Raw genomic sequence first — 26,179 nt, 5'->3', positions numbered from 1 at the left:
ATTAATTATTTTATATTAAGTAAATTCCTTAACTGTTATACATATACTTCAAATCTTCTGTCCTTAAATGAAGTTTATATCTTCTAACTCCATACTCTTATAGCATGGCATCTTCTTTATTGAGTCCTCTGGCGATGCCTGAAATAGAAGGCATCCGAATCCCAATGAATTTTTATGTAGTTCTTAAGGAGCCTGTACCTCTGGCTGGCATGTCTTATCCTGGAATGTACACGCCCTGGGAGAAAATTAGAAGTGCAGGTTTCTCAAGCGTTGTATGTCTCTGTGATTCCGAAGTATCATATAACCCCTATCCTCTCAAGGTCCTTTTTTCTGCAGAATTAGAAGACCTTCATCATGGTAATTTTCCATATGATCCTGACACACTGGAATGGCTTGTAAGAAGGGCAACTAATGTAATATTAAAAGAAATAGACGCAGGAAAAGGCATTGTTGTCCATTGCATGGGAGGTATAGGCAGAACTGGAACCGTTCTTGGTTGTGTGCTCAAAGATCTTGGTTTTCAGGCTGATGAAGTGATAAATTATCTGGACGATATAAACAAGTTCAGAGGCTTCAGAGGCTGGCCGGAAACAGAATGGCAGGCGGAAATGGTACGCAGGTATTAATACATTTGAAAATTCGTTGTAAATACCTATGAGATCAGCTTAATGATGCCGTTCTCATTTTTGAGTTATATCAATTTGATAGATATTTATAGACATTTATAAATATTTATAAATATTAACAGATATTTATAAATATTAATCGTAAAATAAAGAGATAGATTAGACTCAACCAGATGAAGCTGACTCATAGAGAATAATTGAAAAAATAGAATTACATTCCTCTGAGTTTTAAAAAAGTTTGATGTATAGCTAAGTAACTTAGCTTACTATACACTCGTTTTATTCTTTTCAGATTATATCCTTTTCAGATTACCTTTTCGGGATTGCTCTTAGGTCTACTTTTATTCAGGAGTTGTAGGCGTCATAGAGCTGCCAGACCCATATAATCGGCCATAATAAAAATCCAGCCCCGAAAATATGCATCGTCCCTGTGATAATGAAGGCTATCCAGATGCCCAGTGCCTTGAAAAGATGGCCCTTTACAAGCTGGCCCAGGCCAGGGAAGAAAAAAGAAAATAAGGCTGGAATTCCGTGTGTTCTGCAATAGTTCATAGAACTTACCTTCTTTAAGTACTTAATAAAAGGGTGTGTATAAATAGTTCACATAAAAAGACCTTTCCCTTTAATATAAAAATCTTTTCTTTTTAAATAGTCCCCCTCTAAAAACATACTTTTTAAAAGGAATTAGATATCTTAAAAATGAATTAAGCATCTATTACAAAAGTTTCTTAACTTATTTTTAATGCACCATAGGCATCGTAGATCTGCGTTATCCAGACAATAATTCCGATTAAAAATTCGATTTCGATGACGATCTTGAAGATCATAACATTGATCCAATTGGGCGTTAAATTGAAAAATTCTGAAGTTGAACTCTTAAGTTGAACCCTTAGCTTTAATCCTTAAGTTTTATCCTTTCTTCTAACTTTTTGAAAATATATCCCCAAATTAATAAATATATATATTATTAAACTATGAGATATATTCTAATTGCGATGCAAAAAAGAATCGAATGTGTAACTTACATTTCAGGTTACCTTTCCTGAAAAATATTGTTTTTCAACCTGCTAAACATGGTTGTTTGTTTTAATTTATAGGTTGTACGGAGTCTAATTATGGATAAAGAGGATAGTAATAATTCAATTGGGGAAAAAATTAAGTCAATGTGGAACTCATTGCCAGAATTTTTAAAATTATTAGGTACCATCCTGAGTATAGCTATAGCTCTAAAAGCTCTTTTTCCTGCGGCGGCGGTCGGAATTAGCAATTTTGATGCCGGGCCGGGAATTATCGTACCTGGAGGATCTTCTATTTTGAACTGGGACGTTTCTGGAGCTGATAATATTACAATAGAGCCTGGTATAGGACCTGTAAGTTCAAATGGATCCATTTCTGTATCCCCTTCAGAGACTACAACCTATAAATTGATAGCGGCTGGTAGAGGAAATGAAAAAGTCGCGCTCTGCACGGTTACGGTCAATAATGAATCTAATGAATCTCAAGAGCCTTTTCTTATCAGCTCATTTGATGCAAGTCCTGATTCCATCACACCAGGCGAGAGTGCAGTTCTCAACTGGCACGTTTCCGGGGTCTCGAATGTTACTATCGAGCCTGATATAGGAGTTACAGATCCCACCGGAACATTTAATGTGTCTCCTGCCGGTACTACGACATACAAACTTACAGCTTCAAACGGCGAGAAAGAAGACGAAGCTTACTGTACTGTTGCAGTTGAGGAAAATGCTGCCTCCTCCGAAAACACTTCCACATCAAATATTCAGTCTTCGGAAGAAAGCCTGACATCTCAGGAGAGTTCATCGACTAAGGAAAATCCGACATCGGAAGATACTCAGGCTTCCCAGGATACTCAGACATCGCAGGAAAGCCAGTCATCGGAAGATAATCAAGCATCACAAAATAATTCGGCACTTACGGAGAGTCAAACATCTAAAGAAAGCCTTCCATCTATCGGTTCGTTTAATGCGAATCCTGATACTATCGAGGAAGGAGATAGTTCAAAGCTTGTCTGGAGCGTTTCTGGGGCTTCGAAAGTTTCAATCAAACCTGGAATAGGAACCGTAGGTTTAACTGGCAGCCAAAGCATATCCCCCAGTGAAACCACAACTTATACCCTGACAGCCACAAATGAGGTTGGAAGCACGGTGGTTACTAAAGTCGTACTTGTAAAGGAGTCCTCCACGTCTTCTTCTCAACAAACGGCTTCTAACTCTAGTACATCAACTTCAACGCAAGAACAGCCCTCAACGGATAATGAGACAAAACTCAATGATTCAACCTCAGGGACTGACTCTTCTGAGAATGGGACATAATAAAAGAGTTAATCTACGATTAAATCTGTAAACTGAGATAAGCATTTGATTTCAATACGTAGTCTCCAATAAAGAAAGAACATTTTCAGTACAAAAACTTCCAAAAAACGAAAAATTTCAGGTAAAAAGAAAAAACTCTACAAGAAAAAACCCTGTCAAAACTATGATTTGCAAAAAACCGACCTCAAACCCTCCTGAATGGGACCCACCTGCCCCTTCAACAGTCTATATCAAAATTAAAAACATCCCGTACGAGACTTTCAAAGCACGGCTGAATGAGGGGCTGGTTACAACTGAGCTTGACCAGATCCGGTACCGACTGAAAAGGAGAATCTACTGCTGTGAGGTATGTTCCAGGCGCGTTAACGGATACTGCGTTGTTACAAACCGGAAAGTTGAATCTGGATGGATTTGCAAGTCTTTTGTGCCAAAAGAAGAATTCATATTCCTTGATTCAAGGCCTGGCTCGGAAACATCCCCGGATTTCAGATACCTTTCAGAAACCGGACTCAGAAAAAGCTATCCTGAAGGTGAGGGTTCGGAAGAAAGTAACCCGAAAAGTGGAGAGAGCTTCTATGAGGAAGGAGTAATTCTTTATAGGCAGGGCAGGCTCAGGCTTGCACTTGAGGCTTTCGATACGGTACTTTCTGAAAATCCCAGGCATTTTCCAGCTCTTTTTCATAAGGGAAATACCCTGTTAAAACTCAAACGCTATGAAGAGGCCCTTGAAACGTTTGAAAGTGCCTCCAGGATAAAACCGGATCACCCAGGGCTCTGGACCAATACCGGGTTTGCGCTGCTAAAGCTTGAGCATTTCAGGCAGGCACTTGAAGCTTTTGAGAGGTCTATTTCCCTTAACCCGGTGCAGAAAAATGCCTGGGATGGGAAGGAAGCTGCGCTTGTTAGGGTGCATAAGTGCGAAGAGAAGCTGAAGGAATTTGAAAAATCCCTGGAAATAAATCCTGATGATGCAGGGATCTGGTTCGAGAAAGGCAAATTGCATTTAAAGCTTGGAGAAATTGAAGAATCCAGAAAAGCTTTTGGAAAAGCCCTTGAGGAGAAACTCGAGAATGCAGAAGCCTGGCATCTCAGAGGAAAAGTACTTTTTGAAACCGGCTCTGAAAAAGAAGCCCTGCACGCTTTTGAAATGGCAACCCGGAAGAAACCAGACTTTCCTGAAGCCTGGTATGAAAAAGGCAGGGTTTTCCTGAAGCTTGGAAACCCGAAAGGAGCAGAAAATGCTTTTAAAATCGCGGCTGATCTCTGGAAAAGCAAGGGTTTCGAGGCAAATGCTGAAACTGCTCTTGCAAGGGTTAAAAGCCTGGTTCTTGAGAAAAATGAATTTTCAGGGAATTAAAAAACTGCTTGTCCATCTATTTGATTGATGTTTTAAAGCACCTGAATGTCAGCAGTTCCTTTAAAGTCCAAATTGAGCCCGCAATTCTTGCTTTTTTGCAGGTGTAGTGTCGTATACGCCTGGAATATTTTTGCCCTCTTTGAAACGGTTGAGTTTTATAGGTTTGCTACTTCTTTACAGGGATTTTAGTTCTAGAATTATTGTAACTACTTAGCCTAGGAAAAAAAACATAATTAGCCTGATTTAACAGAATTCAATTGGCAAATTTCAGAAAATGTATTTTAGTTAATTGTTGGCTATTGATTGCGTTTTTTAATCCTCACTGGTCAGAATTCAGACATACCGATTTCATCAAAATCGATAACGATAATAGATTCTGGCCTGAATAGTTACACTTTTACTTTATGGAGCTGTAAAATGAAAAAAGATCTGGATTTAGGGTGGTTTGACTTAAAAAAAGCTCTACAAGGCACAGATAAAAAAGAACTTATTAATATTATTCGGGATCTTTACAGGTATTCTGAGGAAAATCGAAGGTATCTGCTTGCCAGATCCATAGATACAAATGCTGAGCCCGGAATTCTGGAAGCTTACAGGGAAGTAATAAAAAATGAGTTTTTTCCGGAAAAGGGGATTGGAGAGCTTCGATACTCTGTTGCGGAAAAAGCAATTAGCGACTATTCAAAGGCTTCAGGGAATTTTGCAGGGACGATGGAGTTGATGCTTTTTTACGTTGAAAATGGGGTGGAATTTACCAGTGAATACGGGGATATAGACGAGGAGTTTTATCAAGAGATATACAGCGCCTTTGAAGAGTTCTGCACCAGGTTAGAGACACCTGAAGGCAAAACCCTTTATGCCGGTTTCAGGGAAAGGCTTTTGAAGATCCGCAGGAAAACAAAAGGAATGGCATGGGGATTTGGAGATGGAATAAAACTGCGTGTGAAAGAAATTGAAAATTTTTTTGAAGACGTGCAAAGTGATTTATAACACAAAAAATGGAAGTGGGTTTTCATGGAACAAGCAGATTCTGTAAAATGGGCACAGGTGGAGAAAATCCTGCAGAAAGCCGAAAAAACAGAACTCATCGATCTTATTCGTGAACTTTATGGACATTCGGTTGGAGACCGCATGCTCATAAATTCCAGATACCTTGGAGAGAGTGTAAAGACGAAAATGAATAAGATGCTGGAGGAGTATCGGAAAATCATTAAAGAAGTGCTTTCAACGGAGAATGTATCAGGAAAAATCCGTTACTCTACAGCAGAAAGAGCTATCAGTGATTATTCGAATTCTTCGGGAGACTTTGTGGGGACTCTGGACCTGATGCTTACATACGTTGAAGGAGGGGTTCAATTTGCCCGTGTTTATGGAGTCATAGACGATGAATTCTATGACAACATTGAAGGGATGCTGGAGAGGTTTTGTGAACAATTAATGACTGAGGAAGGACAGAAATACTATCATTTTTTCAGGGAAAGACTGCTTAAGGTCGATGTAGGCCTGGAAAATGTCGGATGGGGTTTTGAGGAGGCAATTTACGACCTCGTATCAGATATTAAAGATTTCTTTGATGAAGAGCAAAGTGACTCGTGAATCAAAAAACTCAGGTGAGTTTTAATGGCAGAAGAAGCAACTATAAAATGGTCTGAATTGAAAAAATCGTTACAAGAATCAGACCAGAAAGAACTTATCAACCTGCTGCACGATTTGTACAAAAAATCCGCTGACAACCGCAGGTACATCACTGCCAGGTATGCGAAAACGGAAGACGAGAGCAAAATTCTTGAGGCATACCGGAAAAAGGTTATAAATGCATATTATACCCCACGGGGGGCAGCCAGTAGGCCCCAATATTTGGTAGCAAAACAGGCTATCAACGACTATTCAGAGGCTTCCGGAAACATAAAAGGGACAATGGATCTGGCTCTTACACTTGTGGAAAACGTTATGAAGTATATTCATGAATTTTCAGGCATTGAAGAAGCATCTCGCGTTGGTGGATCTGACATGATAGAAAAGTTTTGTGAGCTGGCCAGAACTGAAGAAGGGCAAAATTTTTACCCGTACTTCAGAGATAGGCTTCATAAACTATACCGGAAATCGGAAAATAGCCCTTACGTAATAGGGGACAATTTACAGTATTATATCTCTAATCTGGTTGATGATATCGCGGAACCGGATGACGATTTTTTTGAAGAAGGCGTGCAGGACAACTGATGGTTAGTCCGTCCCATTTTATTCTGGTTTGTGAGAAGGGAAGTTTCCCTGTGGGGATTAATAATAGATGAATCAATTTTCAAACATCTGCAAAAATTTAAATAAGATAAGTCGGTTAAATAAGTACATGGAATTACAGTTAAAAAAAGATTTAATTTCAGCCATTGGTTGGCTTGTTCTCTGGATTATTGTCAGAAGCTACATAAATGCCTGTACCTCTTAAGTTTGGAACTCTAATAAAGAAACTTGAAAGATTTTTAAAGGGAATTCAAAATTACTGAAAGCTGCATAAAATAATTTATTGTTTAACCTTCAGATTTGAAGGCATTGCAGGGAGATTACAGGAAACAATTTTTTATATTTAAAATCCAATTTATTCCCAATGGCTGCTTCCTGGTCTCGATCAAAAATCCTTGGGACAAAGCAGAAGGTCTTTTCCTGGCGGATAGACAGTCGAGGAAACCTTTTCATAAAAAGGAAGTTCAGAAAGAATCGTTTTCCCAGAATCGATAAGATTAGCTGCTGCCATCTTGACAGGCTCTGCGAATTCATGGAGGATAGGGAATGGAAGACCCTTGCAAACAATGCTGCAAAACTGTGCATGGGCACGGAAAAGGACGGCATCGGGAAATCCCTGTATAAACTTCGTCCCGAAGTCTCTTATGCTCAACTTTCAAGCCAGTTAGGAGCTATTTTTTACCAGGCTGGAGTGTGGGAATGGAATGAGCAAAAAAGAGGGATGAAGTTCCTGCTGCTTTCGGAGAGCTGGCAGGAAAAAACAACAGAGTATTATAGAGATTCGCTAAGTCCAGAAAATGAAGCCGCTTTTTTTGATAACATTCTTGAGCCTGTTTTTGAGCCCGAACTTGAGTTTGGAGAAATAGTAAAATCTAAGAAAGAACAAAATCGGGAAGGTCAAAGTAAATCAATCCAGAATATCGAACAGATGAAACTTTCGGCTTTTTTCCGGGATTAAATAAGCAATATAACTTATTGAAATCAGTTTTGTATCCTGAAAGAATTTTATGAGTCTTATACTCAGTCAGTGATAGCTAGAAAATAAATTAGTAACTATCTCTAATTTCTATTTTTTTATATGAGCCTATTCCAAAACCCTTTTTTAATAACTTATTACTTGCGACATTGCCTCTAGAATAAGTTTCCAGAACTATTTTCGTGATCGGAAATTTGATTGATTATTCAAAGTTCGATTTAGGAAAGATAATCTTGAGTTTTGGGATTGGCTCATTCATTATTAAGTTTATTCTTTAGATACATTTCAAAATAACTATTAAGTTTGGAAAAATAGTTCAAGAGGTGAATAACTTAATTGAGCCTTAAATTTGTTGAGAAATGATATGAAAATCGATAGAGGATATTAGTGAAGGTTGTTAGAATATGAGAAAACAACTCGGAAAGATATTGAAATTAACTGTTAGTGTAATAATGCTCACTATTCTAATAGGGATAGTGATACCAACTCATGCAAGTGCTGCAACTATAACAGTTCCTACCGACAGCGGATCAATACAGGCAGCCATTGATTCAGCTGCTGCTGGTGACACTATTTTTGTGAAATCAGGAACATATTATGAGCATTTGACAATAAATAAGCCTATAACTTTACAGGGTGAAGACAAGAACACAACAATAATTGACGGGAGTGGATCTGGCAATGTAATATACACGAATGGGTTCAATAATCTGGTAATTTCCGATATTACCGTTAAAAATGGGAACATAGGTATATACCTTGAACGTTCAACAAACAATTTTGTTAAAAATGTTATAGTAGCAAATAACATTGAGTATGGAATCAGTCTTGGCGATCAGGGTTCTTCCTACAATACTCTGCAAAATATTGAAGCCTATTCAAACAGAGTAGGGATCATCGGATACGCGGGCTCAAATTCCCTGAAAATCCTTGATTCAAATCTCCATAATAACTCTTACAGCGGTGCGGTAATTGGCTGGTCGTACTACTGGACTATTGAAAATACGCGTGGTTATTCAAATGAAAGGGGTATTACAATCGATACTTCTTCGTACGGCACGATTAAAAACTGTGAGTTTTATAATAATGATGTAGGGATTAATGCAGGCGGCGTTAGTTGGGGTGAACACTACAATACTATAGTTGGAAACAAAATTCATTCCAATAGGCTTGGTATAGATATATGGAGTAGTTTCCGTGATAATACCATAAAAGAGAATCAGATATATGATAATAAAGAAGGTATTGTGTTTCAGTACATTAAAGATTATCTTAATTATGCCAATACTGTATATCATAACGACTTGAATAACGATGTGAATGCGAAAGTCTATGGAAATGACCCTCAGAACACTGGTAACATATGGGATAATGGGTATCCTGATGGAGGCAACTTCTATAGTGATTACGCTGGTGTGGACCAATTTAGCGGCTCCGATCAAAATGAGGAAGGTAGCGATAGTATTGGGGACGTTGGTTATACTATAGCCGAAAATAACATTGACCGTTATCCGTTAATGAAACCCTGGCACAGCGATTTCCCATATGGTAATCAACCTCCAGCCACTAATCAACCCCCGGTAGCTAAGGAATGATTCAAATATAATATCAAAGATTTTCGTTGCCAAAAATAATTATTTAGGGAAATGGAACTATAGATTAATTTCCAAGCTGAAAATTTGAAGTTATATTTTTATCATTCCTAATGTAGGTGAGTCTTATCAGGCAAGTGAAGGCTCTCCTGTAACTTTTGATGCCAGCCTATCAAGTGACCCTGACGGAGATGCTCTACAATATAGGTGGGATTTTGAGAATGATGGGGTTTGGGACACTGAATTGTCAACTGATCCAGTAGCCACTCATACCTGGGCTGATGATTGGAGTGGAAGTGTAAAACTTGAAGTCAGTGATGGAGAACTTAATAGCAACGATACCGCTACTGTAACAATAAATAACGCAAATCCTGTTGTCGAAGCAGGTAATGACCAGACTGTTAATGAAGGAGATACCGTAAGCTTCTCGGGAAGCTACACTGATGCCGGAACCGAAGATACCCAAACAATCAAGTGGGATTTCGGGGACGGTACAACCGCATCAGATACACTCACTCCGACCCATATCTATGCCGACAATGGAGTTTATACTGTCACTCTGAATGTTACCGACAATAATGGTGGAATTGGGACCGATGCACTCACTTTAACCGTGAACAATGTAAATCCAGCTCTCGGTGAAATTGCGTCTCCAACTGATCCGGCTTCTGTGAACACGCAAATCACAACAAGTTGCAGTTTTACTGATGCTGGTCTTACAGATACACATAATGGAGTCTGGTACTGGGGAGACGGCACAAGTTCGTCCGGCTCAGTTAGCGAAGAAAATGGTGCAGGCACTATAACTGGGGAACATGCCTATACTGGAGCTGGAATATACAAGGTAAACCTTACTGTTACAGATAATGATGGAGGAAGTGCCAGCACGATAGCTGGAAATTATATTGCAGTTTATAATCCTGAAGGTGGTTTTGTAACAGGTGGCGGCTGGATAAACTCACCTGCTGGTGCTTATACTTCAGATAGTACCCTTGCAGGCAAAGCAACATTTGGATTTGTCTCTAAGTATCAGAAAGGAGTCTCTGTACCTACTGGAAACACAGAGTTCCAGTTTAAGGCCGCAGACTTGGACTTCAAGTCAACCAGCTATGAGTGGCTTGTTGTTGCCAACTCACGGGCAATATACAAAGGCACTGGGACTATCAACGGAAAAGGAAACTATGGACTCCTATTGACTGTTGTTGATGGAGACGATACCGATAAGTTCAGGATAAAAATCTGGGATAGAGACAATGATAAAATAATTTACGACAATGAGGACGGAACAGCAGAAGATGCAAAGCCATCAACTTCCATTAGTGGCGGCTCTATTGTTATCCACAAGGATAAATAATCCCAGAAGGTTGAAAGTTGGGAAATAACTTTTCTCAACTTACTATTTTTGGTTTTAGGGATAGTTACTGTAGCAATTACTGTGGCAATTTCTGTTAGCGCGTTCACATTTAATTTTCCAAAATTATTAGTTTTCCAAAATTATTCTGGAAATAGACATCAAAGTTTAAGACCAGCCTGGAACAAATACTGAGTTAAAATTGTCTCAAGACTATGCCTTTTCTTAAACTATCTCTTTGCTTTCTGGGGGCTGGCTTTAACGGAATTATTGGGTGTTAATGTACTTGAGATCCTTACAGGAATAGATCAGTTAATCTGGGGACCACCACTTCTGGTTTTACTTGTAGGGACCGGGATTTTCCTTACCTTGAAACTCGGAATGATTCAGGTTTTCAGGCTGCCTCTTGCTCTCAGGTATGTGCTTAATTCTAGAAAAGCCGAAACTGGAGTACAGGGGGACGTCTCGAGTTTTGGAGCTCTCACCACTGCACTGTCCTCAACTATCGGGACAGGGAATATAGTTGGGGTTGCAACTGCAATAAAAATGGGAGGTCCAGGCGCTCTTTTCTGGATGCTTCTTGCAGGCTTTTTCGGTATGGCAACCATGTATTCCGAGTCCCTGCTTGCAGTCAAATACAGGGTCGTGGACGCAAAAGGGCAGATGTCAGGAGGACCTATGTATTATATCAAAAATGGGCTTGGGCAGATGAAGTACAGCCGCGTTCTTGCAGTCGCTTTTGCTTTTTTTGGGATGAATGTAGCCCTCTTTGGAATAGGAACCTTTCCGCAGGTAAATGCCATTGTCGATTCGGCAAGGATTGCCTTTAATATCCCTGAAACCCTGAGCGCTTTTGTAATAAGCCTGCTTGTGGCGTTTGTAACGCTTGGCGGGATCAGGAGGATTGCAGCAGTCGCCCAGCTGCTTGTGCCTTTCATGGCAATAAGCTATGTATCGGGCTGCCTGATAATTCTTGGGTTAAACCTTGAGAAAATTCCTGAAATCCTGTCTTTGATAATAAACACTGCATTCACAGGAACTGCTGCACGGGGTGGTTTTCTTGGTGCAGGGGTGATGCTTGCGATCAGAATGGGAATTGCGCGTGGAATTTTTTCAAATGAGTCCGGCCTTGGAAGTGCTCCAATAGCCGCTGCGGCTGCAAAGGTAAAAGAGCCGGCCAGGCAGGGGCTTATTTCCATGACAGGAACTTTCTTTGACACCATTATCATCTGTTTCATGACCGGAATCGTCCTGATCGTGACGGATTCCTGGACAGGAGACCTTGCAGGTGCCTACATGACAAGCTACGCTTTTTCCACAGTACTTGCAGAGGCCGGAAATTACATCGTAACAGTCGGGCTCATTTTGTTTGCCTTTACAACTATTCTGGGTTGGAATTACTATGGTGAACGATGTGTGGAATATCTCTTTGGCGTAAAAGGAATTCTCCCTTATAAAATAATTTACATCCTGATTGTTGCCTCAGGCGCTTTCCTGACTATAGATGTTATATGGGTACTTGCTGATATCGTAAACGGTCTCATGGCTATTCCAAATCTTATTGCTCTGCTGGCCCTGCGAAAAGTTGTTACGGCCGAGACCAGGCAGTATTTTGAGAAACTTAAGTCTGAAGCCTCAAAATCGGGAGAGATAGCGAAATGACCGCGCAGTTAGACGTTTTCGCTCAAGCCTTTTTTGAAAAGGCTTGGAATACAACATATTATAGGTTGCAAATAAAGTGCAACCGTTATAAACTAGGCACGAGGACTGTTATATATGAAGCCCACCTGTCCAGAAAAGTGTTCCTGCATCGGGAAAAAGAAGCAGAAGTTAGTAGATCGAATGTCTGCAGACCGAAGATTGATAAATAAAATATCGGGAGATCGAAGTTCAGTAGACAATTCAGTAGACAAAACATTGGAAGATAAAAGAGCAGTAAGTAAAACATTTGTAAATCGACAAGAAGTAAGTAAAACACAGGGAAATCGACAAGAAGTAAGTAAAACACAGGGAAATCGAAGAGTGGTAGGTAAAATACCTAGAAATCAAAAATCGATAAACAGAACACTAACAGATAGAAGCTCGGTATTGTCTCTTCGTTTTGTACTTGCCTTATTGATGATAACTGTCTTTTTGACAGGCCCGGCTTCTGCAGTTGTAGTGTCAGGAAACACTCACCTTGGAGTCGAGGTCTCGGAAATCAACCCCAATCCTGCCAGGCCGGGTGAAGACCTGCTCATAAAGATCAATATTCAGAATGCCGGAGACGAGCCTGCAGAGAACGTGATAGTAGGAATTGAGGAAATTCATCCTTTCATTTTTAAGTATAGTACGTCAGAACTTTACGGTTCCGGGACGAACACGGAGCGAACTTTCCGGATTGAACAGATACGGCAGCGTTCCAAGGTAGAACTGAACTTCTATTTGAGGGTAGATCCTGAGGCTGAGTCAGGGATCTATCAGATCGAGTTTACTATAAAAGACAAGAGCGGAACAAGTTTTTCTAAAAGAATTCCTGTTCGGGTGGAAGGAAATCCCGACCTTGTACTCAGCGGCACTGAAATTCTTCCTGTAAATGATGGAAATTCTTCTTCAGGAGCCATAGTTCCTGGACAGGAGTTCTACCTGAGGACAACAGTCAAGAATGCGGGAAACGGGAACGCAAAAAATGTCAGGGTAATGCTTAACCTCAACAACTCGTCACCTTTAATCCCGCTGGAAGATAATGTTCGTTTCTTTGAGAACCTGAGTGCAGGCAGCTCCGAAAACCTTTCTTTCAAACTTCTCCTGGGCAGCAACGCCGATGTGAAGCCTTACAGAATTCCACTGCGGATAACAGCCTCGAATAATACGGAGACCTTCAAGATAGACAAGGTCCAGGAAATTGGAATTAATGTACTTAATCGGGCGCAAATTGATATTTCAAGCCTGAAATTTGACCCGGAGATTCCTGTGAAAGGGCAGCAGGCATCCCTTACTTTAAGGCTAGAGAATGTTGGGGAAGGAGAAGCTCGCTCAGTTAAAGCCAGGCTTGAAGGACTTGAGGGCAGCGGAAGTACGGGTGCTTTTCTCGGGCGGCTGGATAAAGACGATGATGCTCCTGCAGTTTTTACATTCACTCCTGAAAAGACAGGTGATCAGAATGTGACCCTGCTAGTAGAGTATGAGGATGATTTTGGCGAACACCAGATTAGCGAGCACCTCACTTTTAATGTGCAGAGGCAGGAAGGAAGCGTTCTTCCAATTGTGCTCGGAGCTGTCCTGGTTCTTGCAGCTGTCAGTTTCTATATGAAAAAGAAAGGCAAGATCTAATCTCCGGAAACAAGAATTTCGGAAACAAGAATTTCGGAAACAAGAATTTCGGAAACAAGAATTTCGGAAACAAATATTTCGGAAACAAGCCCGATAATGGAATTAACCAGAAAGGATGGCCTATTATGCTCGAAAAAGCGAGAGTTTCCTTATTCCTTGCCAGCCGCTCTATAACCAGAGGTAATAAAGGGATTACAATCTTTACAGTTTTTGTCCTGACCCTGATCTTTATACAGCTTGTGCTTTTTTCAAGCATGCTGGCCGGGGTTACGCTCAAGTTCAATGAACTTATGGTGAACTTTCAGACCGGAAACGTCGTGGTCGAACCGAAGGAAGAAGAACGCTATATAGAGGACGCATTAGCTCTCCAGAAGAAGATAGAAAGTCTCCCGCAGGTAGTAGGGACTTCAGCTCGCTTGAAAACGACTGGAAACTTCCGCTATAAAGAGAAGGAAATAGGAGCTACGGTTTATGGGATAGATCCTGCGGATGAGATCTTTGTAACAGGCCTTGAAGACGCTATAATAAGTGGGGAATTTCTGAGCAGGCCTGATAAAGGAGAAATAATTCTGGGCAGGGAAGTCTCGGGAGGTTTTGGAGCCCTTATGGAATCAAGGTCTTTAGGTGGTGTGGAAGTAGGAGACACCGTTGAACTCACAATCGGAGGCATAACCCGGGAGTTCAGGGTAAAAGGAATTTATACAACGCGCTATTTCATGGCTGATGCCTCGGCTTATCTTACCAGATCTGACCTTGAAGAAATGCTGGGTATTGAGGGCAGGGACCTTGCTCAGGAAATAGCCGTTAAAACCGCAGAAGGCACACCTGAGGACGATACCAGGACTTCGCTTCTTTCTCTTGGCATCAGTGAGAATATCCGTACCTGGCATGAATTTGCAGGTATCCTCCGGTTAATCGAAAGCACGCTTGGGCTGGTCCGGAATATTATGAATGCTATCGGCTTGCTAATTGCTTTTGTGATCATCTTTGTGGTTATTTACGTGAATATTGTGAACAAAAAAAGACAGATAGGGGTTCAGAAAGCAATAGGGATAGAACAAAACGTGATAGTTGCATCCTTTGTGCTCCAGGCCATGCTTTACGCAGGCGCGGGCGTTATACTTGGCTACTTGTTTATGCGCTTTGGGCTTGTGCCTTATACGGTTTCCCACCCTGTAGAAGTCCCGCTCGGAGACATGAGCCTCAAGCTGGATAATGCAGAGGCCTTAAACCGGGCAGTCCTTCTGTTTCTTTCTTCTGTAGTTGGCTCGGTAATTCCTGCGTACAAACTGGCTCAGAAAGATCTTCTTGACCTGATCTGGGGCAAATAAATGAGGCAAACAAATGGGGCAAATAAAGGGTGAAACTATGGAAATAATCCAAAAGCAGAATGAGGATGCAGTAAAAAGCATGGATGAAATCCAAAAGCCGACAGAGGATATAGTAAAAAGTACGGATGAAATCCGAAAACATACAGAGGATACTATTGTAGATACTATTATAGAAGGTATCGATATCGTGCGAACCTTCAAGATGGGAGAAGTAGAGGTTCGGGCCCTGCGCAGCGTAAATGTGAGAATCCGGCGTGGAGAGTTTATTGCAATCATGGGCCCGAGCGGTTCAGGCAAGACCACGCTTTTGAACCAGCTCGGCCTGCTTGATACTCCAAACTCGGGAGAGGTCATTATAGACGGTACGGATACCTCCAGACTGTCGGACAGCGAAAAAGGCAAATTCAGGCTTCATAACCTGGGTTATGTCTTTCAGGACTATGCTTTACTTCCCGAGCTCAATGCTATGGAAAATGTCTATATTTCCCTTATGATGCAGGGCAAAAGTAAAACCGAATGTGAATCCGCAGCCGCCGAAATTCTTTCTGCAGTTGGGCTTGGCGACCGCCTGCAGCAGCTTCCGTCCAAAATGAGCGGCGGCCAGCAGCAAAGAGTCTCAATAGCAAGAGCTCTTGCCCATTCCCCAGAAGTCCTTTTTGCAGACGAGCCCTGCGCCAACCTTGACTCCGAGACCTCAAAGGAGGTACTTGACCTTTTTGAAAAATTCAATCAGGAAAAAGGGCAGACGATTGTAATGGTTACACATGAAGAATGGCATGCCGAATATGCAGACAGAGTAATAAGGTTGAAGGATGGAATCGTTCAGGAGTGAAACTTCTGTGCAGGCTTCTATTTTTCAAAAATTACTTTAGCCAAAATCAATGCTTCTTTTCAAAACTTAGCAAGTTCATCCCTAAACTCAATCCTGGTTCTCTGAATCTCGAATTTTAGAAGATCAATCGAGTTTCTTGTCGTGGAATATAGCTCTAAAATTTTTAATGCTTTAAAAATAAATTTAGTAAGATGTGCTCCGTGAGGATGAACTCAGTGTTATCTGAACTGGATTTTCAGAGGTTCTCATATTGTCCCAGAAGCTTTGAACCCCATCATTAATGGCGCACATTATGTTAGGGTTACCCCAAATGGAAAGGGTGTATTAAAGCAATTCAGGACATGATTTTATTTAATAGCAAGATTTCAAAAATTATAAAAAATTAGTCTACGTTTTAGAGGATAATAATATTTTTGTTCAAATAGATGTATCCAAAATTAAAATAAAAACTGTAATTTTATTAAATTACATAAATTAATTGGAACATATTAGAATTATTATAAAATAAATATATAAAAAATTATACTGAATAATAAGAGAATAAAATACAGGAATTATTATGTGAAGAGAATTCTATGAAATCCTCTTTGAAGACAGGAAAGTAAAATATTAAAATTTTTATAAAAGGATGTAAAATATATGATTTTTCGGATATCCTTACCCGATTAATTTTAATAGGTTTATAACCTTTACAAAGAAAGAGAGTGAAAATAAGAAGAAGCCTAAAAATCAATAGCATTGGCCCTCTCAGATTCATCCAGGAGCGAATAATATGGAATACAGCTATGACCTTAAAGGAAATAATCTCTACATTGGAGATAACCAAATAAATGCTTATAGCCTGGAAGAAAATGAGATTGGTAACTGCACCAGATGCGACTCCATTCTTATGAGCCTTAGTTATCACACGGCAGGAGAAAGAAACGTAGTAGTAACAAAATGCATCTCTTGCGGGGCTTTTTATGCAAACATCTATGATTCTGAATGGAACTGGGTAGATGAGGTCCAGGTATCTTTGCTTCCTATTCCAATTCCTATAAGCAGTCAGAGGATCGATGACTGGAAAGGGCTTGAGTCAATTCCCATAAAAAAGCTTGAAGCTGTCTTCTCTAAAGGGGAAATAGAAGCTCTTTTTGCCAGGGCAAAAGATGAAACTCCTATCCGTCAGTACCTGTACAGGGCCCGCAAAAAATACAAACTTTTTGAAGAAATATTTGACCTTGAGCTGGCATTATAATTTAATTATATATTTTTCTATTTCTCTTATTTTTTGAAGAGTCAGGTATTTTAATTTGCATTTTTTAATTGTAATTATATAATAATACATAAAAATTTGTTAGACGATCTATATACTAATTGTTATATTTAGTGATTATTTTATAAAAACATATCATAAATTCAAATGTTATTAAAGTTAAATACTAATTTTTTTTAAACTATATTTTGTAATATATTTATATATTACCTTTAAATAATATATTGATATTTGTATAATATCTCAAAATTTAAAGAGTAAAACTAATTTTTATAGGTTATTTAATATCTCTATATATTTTAATCGATAAATCTTAAAGCACGTTCTTGGAGAAAATTGATTGAATTGTTAGTATGTTTTTTTATTAGTTTTTCGCATAGTAAGTCTACACCAATTGAGTTAAAAAATATTATATAAATATAGGCACATAATAAGCGAACGTTTATTTTTATATTGTGCGTAATATATGTTTGCTATGAAAATAAAAGTTAGATTGAAAAAGCTAAGAGATATTTACAGTTAAATATACAAAAAAACTAACTTGTTCAGACAGACTTCGTCTATTTTTTTCCATGTATTCCTGATATTCCTTTATAATTATCTGGAAACTCTTACTGAAACTCTTACTGAGTGAACAAAGCTCGGTTTTTGTAATAAATTGTATATCTGTTTATATTGTATATGCATAACAAGAATATTATTTCATGCTGTTTGTTTTATGAAACTTTTCTGCAGGTTCAGGCAGCTAAATAAAAGTGTTAATTCTTATATACTATAAGCTTGAGATTCAATATTTCTATAAAATCGTTTTTAGACTCCAATTTTGTAAACTCATTTGTTACAAAGACTATATGAATAGAGGGTATTTGGCCGACAACCGTAAGAGTAAATGCATAAAATAATAAAAGAAAAAAGACAAAGAACTTAACTGAATTCATACTCATATACTATATGAATACTTACATTTTTTTCATGCAGAATATAAAAAGGTATTTATTTTGAAATATCATTATATTTGTCTATTTGCCAACATAATAGAGTTATTATAAGATTGTTTGTTCATTTTACAACTATGTGTTTTAGTCAAAGTTTAAACTGATTAGTGTACACTAATTAGTTGAAAAAATATATTATAAATATAGTGTTATATTAATACTGTTTTGTAAAAAGTTATTAAAAAATCATTATATATACATATATATTTCAAATGTTTTTTGAATCAGATTAGTATGTTGAGTGTATATATTTGTTTTAATGAGTAACTATATTTAATGATATACTCTAATATCGTTTTTATTTGACAATCAAAATGATAGCTATTATTTATAATAACTAAAAAGCAATGACATACAATATATAAAATATAATACGTATCTTTAAACAAAATATTTATTTTATAAAGTCTTATCAAAATATATATTCAAAAATACATCTTTTAAGTGTATTATTTTATAGATATACATAACAGACACAACAAAACATATATTATGAAATATTTTTATTTGTACTTAGGTTAAGATATTACAAAATAAACATTTCATTAATAATCCATATCATATTGAATATTTTCAACTATGTGTATTATTTTATGTATTCTCATCATACAAATTACAGATCATTAAAAACATACTTTAAAATATATACATAGTTGTAAAATATCATAATATAAATTTAACTTTGCTATATAATCTATATTAAAATATATCGTTTTCTTGCACATCAGTAATTTATTAAATTAATAAATTTTAAATAGAATTGACTGCTAACTATATTATATATAGAGAACAACTATAATATATATACTTAAAATCTACTAATTATTAAGCTATATTTATAAAATAATTTTCTGTTCTATTTGTATAGACTCTTATGGATGAATATTGAGCGAAACGAATACTTTGTTCCATAAGCAGGAATTTTCATTATTTTCTATACATGGTCTAAATATTATCAATTTATGGAATCAGACAATTGATATATATGTTAATTGAAAATAAGTTAACATCTGCAAAAAGACGAAACTAAATTAAATGCAGGTTACGTATCATATTTATTCAGAAAGCTATTATATCCAATTAACCAAATCTTATAAACCTGTATCAAAATATAGTTATACTGAGATTAATTTTAATTCAAAAAATAAGCAGGGCCATTTATGCTTGAAAAAATCGACCTCTCCAAGAAAATAACAACTGCCGAGTACAAAAAAAATCAAAAAGCATTTAAAACCAGCCTCGGAGAACTACAGCGCAAAGCCTGGGATTTGAAGATACCTGTGATCCTCGTTTTCGAAGGCTGGCACGTGTCCGGAATGGCAGAGGATATTAACCGTTTTATTCTTTCTCTTGATCCCAGAGGATATGATTTCCATACCATGACCAGGCCCTGCTATGAAGAACTCCTTAAGCCCTTCGTTGTACGTTACTGGTCTAGAGTTCCTGTGAAGGGAAAGATTGGAATCTTTGATAGGAGCTGGTACAGCAGGGCAATTATAGAGTGTCTGGAAAAGAACAAATCTGAAGAAGAACTGGGGAGATACCTGGAAGAAATAAACTATTTTGAGCGACAACTTGCCGATGATGGGTATCTTTTAATCAAAGTTTTCCTTCACATCAGTGAAAAAGAGCATAAAGAACGTTTTAAAGATCTTAAAAAAATTGATATTCCAATATTTGACGAGTATGAGGATGAAGCAAGACCGGACCTTGATTTCATCCATAAATACAATGAGTATATGCCGCTTGTCGAGAAGATCTTAGAGAAGACCGATATGCCTTATGCCCCCTGGACAATAGTGGAAGCTAATGACCGAAACTTTGCAACTTTAAAAATTATGACGACGGTCATTCATGCTATTGAAGACTCTATTGAACAGGCAACTAGAACACCAGCTGAACAGACCCTCAAATATCTTGATACGGAAACCCCAGAGGTTCCTCAGCTTAACAATTCCATTCTAGAAAAGGTTGACCTTTCCAAAAAGATGGATACCGATGAATATAAAAAATCAAAAAAATTATACCAGCAAAAACTTGCAGACCTCCAGTATGAGCTTTTTGAGAAAAAACGTCCTCTGATTCTGGTCTTTGAAGGCTGGGACGCGGCTGGCAAAGGAGGAAACATTTATCGCTTTGTAGAAAATCTAAATCCCAGGCTTTACAGGGTAGTCCCTGTGGGTTCGCCAAATGACATAGAAAAAGCCCATCATTACCTCTGGCGTTTCTGTGAAGGAATCCCTCGAGCCGGCCATATAACAATTTTTGATAGAAGCTGGTACGGCCGCGTCATGGTAGAAAGAATTGAAGGCTTTTGCAGCGAGGACGAATGGAAAAGGGCTTACAGGGAGATCAATGAATTTGAAGAAATCCTGACACAGGCCGGAGCAATCGTAGTTAAGTTCTGGCTTCACATTGATCAAGAAACTCAACTGGAACGTTTTAACAGTCGGCAACATGACCCTGAGAAAAAATGGAAAATTACAGACGAAGACTGGCGGAACAGAAGCAGATGGGAAGATTATAAAATCGCAGTCGATGAGATGCTTCAGAAAACAAGCACAACAAATGCCCAGTGGATTATTGTAGAATCAAACGACAAACGGTACTCCAGAATCAAAGTACTGAGAAGTGTTGTTGAAACCATTGAAAAAGAGCTGAAAAAATAACATTATTCCAATAGATAATTTTAATAAAATTCTTTCAATAAATATTTTTAATAAAATTCTTTCAATAAATATTTTTAATAAAATTATATTTTTGTTTTATTCGGAAATAATTTAACTTTAAACTTTTTTTATTTTTCCATATTTCACAACCCAAACAATACCATTCCTGTTCTGAATTAAATTCAAAAATATCCTCCGAAACTCTTTTATATATTTTAGACAATGAGAACTTATAGTAAATTTTTATTCTGTATTATATTACAACTAATCACTATATAATTTCCTTTAAGTTACTCTACTTTACTCTACTTTACTCTAATTTACTCTATGATTGGTATCGTATCTTATTTGCCTGTAAATGTCGGGCTTTCAGGAGCCTTAAAGATGATTGAAGTCAGAAATCTTTCTAAGTCCTATGGAAGTACAAAGGCAGTAAATGACATTTCCCTTTCGATTGGAAAAGGTGAGCTTTTCGGGCTTCTGGGTCCTAACGGGTCAGGAAAAACAACCATAATCAAAATGCTTACCGGTCAAATAAAGCCAACTTCAGGTTCAATCAGGGTACTGGGAGTGAATGTTCTCAAAGACCCTGTTCGGGTTCGGAAACTTGCAGGTATTGTTCCTGAACAGGAAACTCCCCCGAGTTTTTTGACGGCAGAAGAATACCTCTATTTTGTTGCAAATATCCGGAAAATGGAAAACTATGAGAAAGCCTGTGAAAAATGGTTCGAATTCCTGGATTTTGGCGACCAGAAAAATTCACTGTGCAAAGACCTCTCAAGAGGCACAAGGCAGAAACTGATGTTTGCCCAGGCTTTCCTGCACGAGCCGGAGCTAGCAATTATTGATGAGCCTCTAATCAATCTAGACCCTGTAATGCAGAGAAAAGTAAAGGATTTTCTCACAGGTTATGTGAAAAACGGAGGAACAGTTTTTATTTCAACACATATCCTCGAAATTGCAAAACAGATCTGTACCAGCATTGGGATTATTTACAAAGGAAAACTGGTATATACAGGTCGCCTGGACGATCTTACCCTTCAGGAAAGAAACTTTGAAGAATTCTTTCTGGAACTGGTAGGCCAACCAGGGAATTCGGCATTGGTTTGATTATGCCTGCATAGTATGCATAACAACATTTCAGGATGTAAGACTCTTTTATCACACAGGAATTCGCAAATTAACACAAAAATAAGAGTAAAAATTGCCTGAAATAAAGAATAAATTGCCTGAAAATAAGAGCAAAAATTGCCTGAAAATAAAAGCAAAAATTGCCTGAAATTAAAAGCAAAAATTGCCTGAAATAAGAGCAGATATCACAAAAACGAGCGTAAAATGGCGCAAAATCAAGACTAAAACTAGAATATAGCTGGCAGGGATTTTATGTTTGAGATTTTCAAAAGCATGCTCAAAGAAGAATGGCGAATGCATTCAAATCTTTTCGGGAACAATGGTTTTTCCCTATTTCCGGTTTTTATCTTCCTGTTTACTTTCTTCGTAAGTATGGTTCTGCCGGTTTTCAGCGAAATCTTTACGTATGCCCAGATCGCACTCGGAATGCATTATCTTTTCTTACTTCTGGGAGGCATGGTAGGCGCCTTCGGGCTTATGGGCAGAGAGTTTATGAACCGGCGTTTTGGGCAAGCAAGTCTGATAGCATATTCTGCAAGGACGCTTCCTGTTTCAGAGAGATTGATCTTTGCAAACTTCCTTATAAAAGATATCGTATACTACTTTGTCCTCTATGTGCTGCCTTTCATTGCAGGTTTTGCTCTTGCTGTAGCCTTTATCCCTGCAGGAAACTTCCATTTTCCTGTTATCCTTCTCCTTCTACTGACACTTTCTCTTTCTTTTATGATCGGGCTTTCCCTGGTGTTTTTCTTATCTACTATCTATGCCTATTCCGGAAAGCTGCTGACCTGGAGTTTACTGGCAGGCTGCGTTTTCCTGCTTTTTATTTCCGGAAATCTGGATTCAAGAATCTTTTATAGCCTACCTAGCCTTTCTCTTTTCCTGCTTCCTTCTAAAAGCTGTTTCCTGCTTTCCTCTGGGCTTATAATCATTCCTTCAGCTTTATCCCTGCTTTTCCTGAAGGTGGATTTTCCCCAGGCAAGAAAGAGTTTTTCAAACTCATTTTCCAGGCTCTGCAAGGAATTTGGTTCTTACAGGTATGCAGCTTTTGTCGCAAAGGATTTCCTTGACCTTAAAAGGAGTGAGGGAGGACTCGGAAAGTTAATTTTTTCATTCCTGCTGCCTGCAGCTCTTATCTGGATGCTCCTTTCAGCCCTGGGAAAGGTGCTCCCAGCTTTAAATATTTTAATCCTGTTTTCCCTTGTTCTGGGAGTACTTTCTTCTTCAATGTACAACTGGCTTACAGAATACGATATCTTTTCCTCATATGCTTTCTTTCCCCTGAAAGTTTCGGACATGATAAGGAGCAAACTCAACAGTTACCTTTTCTTGAATCTGGTTCCGCTTATACTTCTTATCCTGCTCATCCTTAAAAAAGACCCTGCATTTCTACTACCAGCCCTGCTGCTTTTTCTCTCAATGTCGTTTTACATGGTTTCGATACTTATTTACCTGACAGGGCTTTCCCCTTCAATAAACCTCTATAACGGCAGGACTTTCGCAGTATATACACTCTCAGTCATGCCTCTTTTGCTGGTTAACATTATTCTGTCAATGTTTGGCCCGTACTATGTGCTTGTAAACTTCCTGCTGGTGCCTCTTTCCCTCTATCTGCTTGGACAAAGCTTCAGAAAGTGGGACAGGATTGAAAGCCCGCGCTTCTAATAGTCGTATAATATCTCAGTCATCCCCCAGTTACGTCAGAATTTACAGCTTGAACATACCTTTTTTAATCTCAGATTGAAAATATGTTTGGAGAGAAAGATAATGATTCCTTTTCTTTACACATTCTGGACATTTCTGAAAACACTAAAAACGCTGCTTAAAGATCCGAAGTTCAGGTCCCTCCTATATCTAACTGTGATAACTCTCGCAGGAGGAACTGTCTTTTATCATAAAGTCGAAGGCTGGAGATGGCTCGACTCTTTCTATTTTTCGGTTATAACCCTGGTAACGGTGGGATATGGAGACTTTGCCCCTAAAACGGACCTGGGAAAAATTTTTACTGTAGTTTATATTTTTATAGGGCTTGGAATCCTGCTTGGTTTTATCAATCCGATTGGAGAATATATTATAGATAAAAGGTTCGAAGTAGTGGAGAAAAAAAACGAAGTCAAAAATTCTGAAAACAAATTTTATTTCTTAGGATACCTGGGAAAGATCAGGAAGAAAAAATAGCATTTATAACAGGAAAAAGCTATGCTGAGAAACTGAACTGTTCGACTTACTTATTATGATCAACTTCTAAGTACTGTAAATGTGCGCATGGCTATACATAATTTGTCCTTTAACCTGTTTCAATCTTATCTCGATAACTTTTCAGAGTATTGTCTCTGACTCATATGTCGTCTCTTACTCATGTATTATCTCTGACTCATATGTCATCTGACTCATGTGTTATCTCTGACTCATATGTCGTCTCTTACTCATGTATCGGAATATAATCATCTCAATTTCCATAAAATCTTTTTAGAGATGTGTTACCTTAATGCAGATGATTATCCCTAGGAGACTTACTGCCATTGCAATCGCAGTTATGAAAATAATCAACGCGAAACTGTCCTTCTCAAGCAGATCATTGTTCTTATATTCCATATTATTATATATGTAATCTCTACATAAAAACATTACAATTTTCATTCAATTATTGGGCAGAAACATATTGAACAATCCTTTAATTTATTTATGAAGGCTGCAAAACTCAGCCAGAAAGTCTTTTTATTTTTATGTATATCCGGAAACTCTTTTATTTCGTTATATTTTTCGGAAGATCAAATGCCTGCTTTTTTCAGAGCTTTTTGGAATTTCTCAAGTCCAGAGTCGAGTTCTTCATCTGTAATAACCAGCGGTGGAGAAAACCGAATTACCGAATCCCCGCAGGGGAGGAGCAGAATTCCTTCTTTAAAGGCTTCCCTAAGAATTCTATCCCTCCGTATCGGGTCTATTGATTTATCAGGTTTTACAATCTCGACTCCGAGCATCATGCCGAGGCCACGTACATCCCCTATGCATGGAAAGTTTTCCTGAAGCTCCCCCAGGCGTTGCTTCATCTGGAAACCAAGCTCCTTTACTCGGCCCTCAATATTTTCTTTTTCCAGAAACTCAAGAGATGCAAGAGATGCGGCTGAAGCCAGAAGATTTCCTCCAAAGGTGTTTGAATGAACCCCCTGGGGCCAGTCCATAAGCTCGCGGTCTGCAAGCATTGCTCCCAGTGGAAGCCCTCCTCCAAGAGCTTTTGCAAAGCATGAGATCTCAGCCCTGGCCCCAAAATTTTTCATTGCAAGGAAAGGTCCTGTCCTGAAGCAGCCTGCCTGGACTTCATCTGCTACAAGGAGGACATCGTTATCAGTGCAGATTTGCCTTACTTCCCTATGAAACTCAGGAGGAGGGACGATATATCCACCTTCTCCCTGGACCGGTTCCACAAAAACTGCAGCAGTGTCCATTGGGCTCAATTCCCGCCTGAAAATCAGGTTTTCAAGATCTTTTGCACACTCGATCCCGCAGGAAGGATATTCAAGTTTAAAGGGACAGCGGTAACAGTAAGCATAATGGGAATGAGCTGTGCGAAACGCAGGAAAATGTTCCTTTTGCCTGGCTTTTGAGCAGGTCAGAGAGAGGGAGCCCAGAGTCCGGCCGTGAAATGAGTTATAAAAAGAGATAAGACCCTGCCGTTTTGTTTTCCAGAAGGCAAGTTTGATTGCAGCTTCCACGGCTTCAGTCCCGCTGTTACAGTAAAATACCTTTGAATAGCCTGAGAGCTCTGCTAACTTTTTTGCAAGCTTCACAGGAGGCTCGGCAAAGAAATCTCCATATCCGCAGTGAGTCATTTTTTCAAGCTGGGCTGAGATTGCAGCTTTAACCTCAGGATTGGAGTAGCCTGCGTTCATAACAGCAATTCCTGCAACCAGGTCGATGTATTCTCTTCCGTCAATATCCCTGATTACGGAACCCTTTGCGCTGTCCACAACCAGAGGATAGGGACGGGCTGTACAGGCTGATGTTATTTTACAGTCCTGTTCGATCATCTCCCTGGCTTTCGGGCCAATGGTATTGAACATTCCTGTTTCATGCTCAAAAAAATCAAAATACTGTTCTGTCTCCATTGCTTTATTTTTTCCCGGCTTTTTCACTCCCTGCACCTTTTCAAATTCTTCGGTTTTCTCCTGAGCCAAAATGCACTA

At 38.7% G+C, this 26,179-nt stretch carries 20 protein-coding genes; 18 read left to right on the top strand and 2 right to left on the bottom strand.

The window, feature by feature from the left end; all coding sequences use genetic code 11:
• The first annotated feature begins 104 nt into the window (after positions 1–104).
• Positions 105–626, top strand: a complete 522-nt coding sequence (locus FXW07_RS11565) for a hypothetical protein (RefSeq protein WP_229395569.1) — start codon at positions 105–107, stop codon at positions 624–626.
• A 345-nt stretch (positions 627–971) separates the two neighbouring features.
• Here FXW07_RS11565 and FXW07_RS11560 read toward each other — a convergent pair whose 3' ends face one another.
• A complete protein-coding gene (locus FXW07_RS11560; protein WP_048155471.1) occupies positions 972–1,178 on the bottom strand; it encodes a hypothetical protein in 207 nt (68 codons plus the stop codon).
• 563 nt (positions 1,179–1,741) lie between these two features.
• Between FXW07_RS11560 and FXW07_RS11555 the strand changes: the two genes are divergently transcribed.
• The 17 genes from FXW07_RS11555 to FXW07_RS11475 all read left to right on the top strand — a co-directional run bounded on the left by FXW07_RS11555 (position 1,742) and on the right by FXW07_RS11475 (position 24,173).
• Positions 1,742–2,956 (top strand): hypothetical protein, encoded by a 1,215-nt coding sequence (locus FXW07_RS11555; protein ID WP_229395568.1) that lies wholly within the window; start codon positions 1,742–1,744, stop codon positions 2,954–2,956.
• 163 nt (positions 2,957–3,119) lie between these two features.
• Positions 3,120–4,313 carry a tetratricopeptide repeat protein gene (locus tag FXW07_RS11550; protein WP_229395567.1) on the top strand — a complete coding sequence of 398 codons (1,194 nt, stop codon included), beginning with the start codon at positions 3,120–3,122 and terminating at the stop codon, positions 4,311–4,313.
• A 417-nt stretch (positions 4,314–4,730) separates the two neighbouring features.
• Positions 4,731–5,303 carry a DUF6155 family protein gene (locus tag FXW07_RS11545; protein WP_229395566.1) on the top strand — a complete coding sequence of 191 codons (573 nt, stop codon included), beginning with the start codon at positions 4,731–4,733 and terminating at the stop codon, positions 5,301–5,303.
• Positions 5,304–5,327: 24 nt separating this feature from the next.
• Complete coding sequence (locus tag FXW07_RS11540) at positions 5,328–5,909, top strand: hypothetical protein (protein ID WP_229395565.1); 582 nt, start codon at positions 5,328–5,330, stop codon at positions 5,907–5,909.
• A 24-nt stretch (positions 5,910–5,933) separates the two neighbouring features.
• The gene (locus tag FXW07_RS11535; RefSeq protein WP_229395564.1) at positions 5,934–6,533 is read left to right on the top strand and encodes a hypothetical protein; all 600 of its coding nucleotides are present in this window, start codon (positions 5,934–5,936) and stop codon (positions 6,531–6,533) included.
• Between the two features lie 382 nt (positions 6,534–6,915).
• Entirely contained in the window at positions 6,916–7,509 is a 594-nt protein-coding gene (locus tag FXW07_RS11530; RefSeq protein ID WP_229395563.1) for a hypothetical protein, read from the top strand.
• 470 nt (positions 7,510–7,979) lie between these two features.
• Positions 7,980–9,122, top strand: coding sequence for a NosD domain-containing protein (locus tag FXW07_RS11525; RefSeq protein WP_229395562.1), 1,143 nt, complete (start codon positions 7,980–7,982; stop codon positions 9,120–9,122).
• 94 nt (positions 9,123–9,216) lie between these two features.
• Positions 9,217–10,473 (top strand): PKD domain-containing protein, encoded by a 1,257-nt coding sequence (locus FXW07_RS11520; protein WP_346655652.1) that lies wholly within the window; start codon positions 9,217–9,219, stop codon positions 10,471–10,473.
• A gap of 267 nt (positions 10,474–10,740) precedes the next feature.
• Positions 10,741–12,132 carry a sodium:alanine symporter family protein gene (locus tag FXW07_RS11515; RefSeq protein WP_229395561.1) on the top strand — a complete coding sequence of 464 codons (1,392 nt, stop codon included), beginning with the start codon at positions 10,741–10,743 and terminating at the stop codon, positions 12,130–12,132.
• A gap of 426 nt (positions 12,133–12,558) precedes the next feature.
• The gene (locus tag FXW07_RS11510; RefSeq protein ID WP_229395560.1) at positions 12,559–13,782 is read left to right on the top strand and encodes a COG1361 S-layer family protein; all 1,224 of its coding nucleotides are present in this window, start codon (positions 12,559–12,561) and stop codon (positions 13,780–13,782) included.
• Between the two features lie 125 nt (positions 13,783–13,907).
• Entirely contained in the window at positions 13,908–15,113 is a 1,206-nt protein-coding gene (locus tag FXW07_RS11505; protein WP_229395559.1) for an FtsX-like permease family protein, read from the top strand.
• A gap of 79 nt (positions 15,114–15,192) precedes the next feature.
• Positions 15,193–15,945 carry an ABC transporter ATP-binding protein gene (locus tag FXW07_RS11500; RefSeq protein ID WP_229395658.1) on the top strand — a complete coding sequence of 251 codons (753 nt, stop codon included), beginning with the start codon at positions 15,193–15,195 and terminating at the stop codon, positions 15,943–15,945.
• 772 nt (positions 15,946–16,717) lie between these two features.
• Positions 16,718–17,182, top strand: a complete 465-nt coding sequence (locus FXW07_RS11495) for a hypothetical protein (protein ID WP_229395558.1) — start codon at positions 16,718–16,720, stop codon at positions 17,180–17,182.
• Positions 17,183–19,355: 2,173 nt separating this feature from the next.
• The gene (gene pap / locus FXW07_RS11490; RefSeq protein WP_229395557.1) at positions 19,356–20,864 is read left to right on the top strand and encodes a polyphosphate:AMP phosphotransferase; all 1,509 of its coding nucleotides are present in this window, start codon (positions 19,356–19,358) and stop codon (positions 20,862–20,864) included.
• Positions 20,865–21,191: 327 nt separating this feature from the next.
• Positions 21,192–21,974 (top strand): ABC transporter ATP-binding protein, encoded by a 783-nt coding sequence (locus tag FXW07_RS11485; protein WP_229395556.1) that lies wholly within the window; start codon positions 21,192–21,194, stop codon positions 21,972–21,974.
• A gap of 273 nt (positions 21,975–22,247) precedes the next feature.
• Complete coding sequence (locus FXW07_RS11480) at positions 22,248–23,660, top strand: hypothetical protein (RefSeq protein ID WP_229395555.1); 1,413 nt, start codon at positions 22,248–22,250, stop codon at positions 23,658–23,660.
• A 102-nt stretch (positions 23,661–23,762) separates the two neighbouring features.
• Positions 23,763–24,173, top strand: a complete 411-nt coding sequence (locus tag FXW07_RS11475) for a potassium channel family protein (RefSeq protein ID WP_229395554.1) — start codon at positions 23,763–23,765, stop codon at positions 24,171–24,173.
• A gap of 593 nt (positions 24,174–24,766) precedes the next feature.
• Here FXW07_RS11475 and FXW07_RS11470 read toward each other — a convergent pair.
• Positions 24,767–26,170: an aspartate aminotransferase family protein gene (locus tag FXW07_RS11470; RefSeq protein ID WP_229395553.1), complete on the bottom strand. Its 1,404-nt coding sequence runs from the start codon at positions 26,168–26,170 to the stop codon at positions 24,767–24,769.
• Positions 26,171–26,179 lie beyond the last annotated feature (9 nt).

The organism is Methanosarcina sp. DH1, assembly GCF_020804205.1.
Classification (GTDB): Archaea; Halobacteriota; Methanosarcinia; order Methanosarcinales; family Methanosarcinaceae; genus Methanosarcina; species Methanosarcina vacuolata.
This window is presented reverse-complemented; position numbering and strand designations above follow the sequence as displayed.

What these genes read in the sequence shown, in the direction of transcription:
- FXW07_RS11475 (WP_229395554.1), top strand. Translation starts at nt 23,763, where the DNA reads ATGATTCCTTTTCTTTACACATTCTGGACATTTCTGAAAACACTAAAA.
- FXW07_RS11525 (WP_229395562.1), top strand. Translation starts at nt 7,980, where the DNA reads ATGCTCACTATTCTAATAGGGATAGTGATACCAACTCATGCAAGTGCT.
- FXW07_RS11560 (WP_048155471.1), bottom strand. Translation starts at nt 1,178, where the DNA reads ATGAACTATTGCAGAACACACGGAATTCCAGCCTTATTTTCTTTTTTC.
- FXW07_RS11530 (WP_229395563.1), top strand. Translation starts at nt 6,916, where the DNA reads ATGGCTGCTTCCTGGTCTCGATCAAAAATCCTTGGGACAAAGCAGAAG.
- FXW07_RS11500 (WP_229395658.1), top strand. Translation starts at nt 15,193, where the DNA reads ATGGATGAAATCCAAAAGCCGACAGAGGATATAGTAAAAAGTACGGAT.
- FXW07_RS11485 (WP_229395556.1), top strand. Translation starts at nt 21,192, where the DNA reads ATGATTGGTATCGTATCTTATTTGCCTGTAAATGTCGGGCTTTCAGGA.
- FXW07_RS11565 (WP_229395569.1), top strand. Translation starts at nt 105, where the DNA reads ATGGCATCTTCTTTATTGAGTCCTCTGGCGATGCCTGAAATAGAAGGC.
- FXW07_RS11495 (WP_229395558.1), top strand. Translation starts at nt 16,718, where the DNA reads ATGGAATACAGCTATGACCTTAAAGGAAATAATCTCTACATTGGAGAT.
- FXW07_RS11540 (WP_229395565.1), top strand. Translation starts at nt 5,328, where the DNA reads ATGGAACAAGCAGATTCTGTAAAATGGGCACAGGTGGAGAAAATCCTG.
- FXW07_RS11555 (WP_229395568.1), top strand. Translation starts at nt 1,742, where the DNA reads ATGGATAAAGAGGATAGTAATAATTCAATTGGGGAAAAAATTAAGTCA.
- FXW07_RS11550 (WP_229395567.1), top strand. Translation starts at nt 3,120, where the DNA reads ATGATTTGCAAAAAACCGACCTCAAACCCTCCTGAATGGGACCCACCT.
- FXW07_RS11535 (WP_229395564.1), top strand. Translation starts at nt 5,934, where the DNA reads ATGGCAGAAGAAGCAACTATAAAATGGTCTGAATTGAAAAAATCGTTA.
- pap (WP_229395557.1), top strand. Translation starts at nt 19,356, where the DNA reads ATGCTTGAAAAAATCGACCTCTCCAAGAAAATAACAACTGCCGAGTAC.
- FXW07_RS11480 (WP_229395555.1), top strand. Translation starts at nt 22,248, where the DNA reads ATGTTTGAGATTTTCAAAAGCATGCTCAAAGAAGAATGGCGAATGCAT.
- FXW07_RS11545 (WP_229395566.1), top strand. Translation starts at nt 4,731, where the DNA reads ATGAAAAAAGATCTGGATTTAGGGTGGTTTGACTTAAAAAAAGCTCTA.
- FXW07_RS11505 (WP_229395559.1), top strand. Translation starts at nt 13,908, where the DNA reads ATGCTCGAAAAAGCGAGAGTTTCCTTATTCCTTGCCAGCCGCTCTATA.